This window comes from Rhodopirellula maiorica SM1 (assembly GCF_000346295.1).
Lineage (GTDB): Bacteria > Planctomycetota > Planctomycetia > Pirellulales > Pirellulaceae > Novipirellula > Novipirellula maiorica.
In genome coordinates, this window is sequence record NZ_ANOG01000083.1 from 1 (window position 1) to 1,256 (window position 1,256).

1 protein-coding gene is annotated in these 1,256 nt (G+C 54.6%); it reads left to right on the forward strand.

The genetic code is table 11. The features are described 5' to 3' along the window. Positions 1-181: 181 nt before the first annotated feature. Positions 182-991, forward strand: a complete 810-nt coding sequence (locus tag RMSM_RS02475) for a helix-turn-helix domain-containing protein (RefSeq protein WP_040763732.1) — start codon at positions 182-184, stop codon at positions 989-991. The last annotated feature ends 265 nt before the right edge of the window (positions 992-1,256 follow it).

Genomic DNA, 1,256 nt, shown 5'->3' on the forward strand with positions numbered 1-1,256 from the left:
GTCAGGACTCTTTTTCACTCCCAGCCGAAAAAGAGTCCTGACACCTTTGTTATGAATCGGCAGTCCCCGGACAGGGCACTCTTCGTTTCACTTGCTCGCACTTGTCTCGCGACGTAAACTTTCCAATACCTTTCACGTTGTTTGAATCGCCGCCGAGGACAGTATGGCTTCCGGGTTAACAGTGAAGCATTTTAAGGTTCGTGGTTCTGCAGATGACAGGATTACGGTGCATCAATGGGAGTCGGTCGAACACACTTGGCCGAACCACTCGCACCCTGAATACAAATTGGGCGTTTCCGAAGGTGGGACGGGGACGTTCTTCTATCGTGGCCAGCGATATTCCACCGGACCGGGAAAACTGCTCGTCATTCATCCCAATGAGGTGCATTCGTGTACGGCGACTGGGGCGTGGCGATATCTCTATGCTGACCCAAGTGTCGTCGCCAATATCGTTAGGACGTTTGACCGCAACGGCGATATCGAACCGTTGTTGCTGCCCCCGGTCATTGACGACACTCAACTTGTCGAACTCGTCCTGCAGGCTCACCGGGCGATGGACGACGGAGATCCGCAATTGGATCAGGAATCGGCTTTCTATGACGCCATCTGCGAGCTTTTAGTGCGGCACGCCTCGTTGCCGGACATACCGAAAAAGCAGGGACGTGCGAATATTCGCCGAGTCCGAGATAGCTTGGAAGCGAGATTTCGTGAGAATGTCTCGCTTCACGAACTCGCCCAATTGGCTGGGACCTCTGCCCCGTATCTAAGCCGCGTCTTCTCCAAAGAGGTCGGCATTCCCATCCAGGCCTATCTCTCTCAAATCCGAGTACGTCGTGCACAGCAGATGTTGATGGCCGGTGAGACGCTGAGCAATGTCGCCTACGCCGCCGGTTTCGCAGACCAATCGCACTTCACGCGGCATTTCAAACGATTCATCGGGGTCGCGCCAGGAGCGTATTCCAAGGCGGTGAACCCATCGAGCAACTCCTGACCCGCTGTTTCCCGTAGCCGAAGTCGCCAGACTTTAGACCATCCTTGCTACCGAAATTTGGCGAGTCCAGCGACGAGGCTTGCTCCTCGCGGTCGATTCTTTTGGCGGCGCGCAAAATCGTTCAAGAAGCGTCCTGGGCAGCTCCCTAAACTCATGGTGTTGAAGGGCTACAAGTCAGCCCGGTGGAAGCATTCGCTTCGCCCCCCATCCGTGAACGCCAAAAAACGCTGTCAAACACAAATAGGATAAGAATTCGATGAACCTA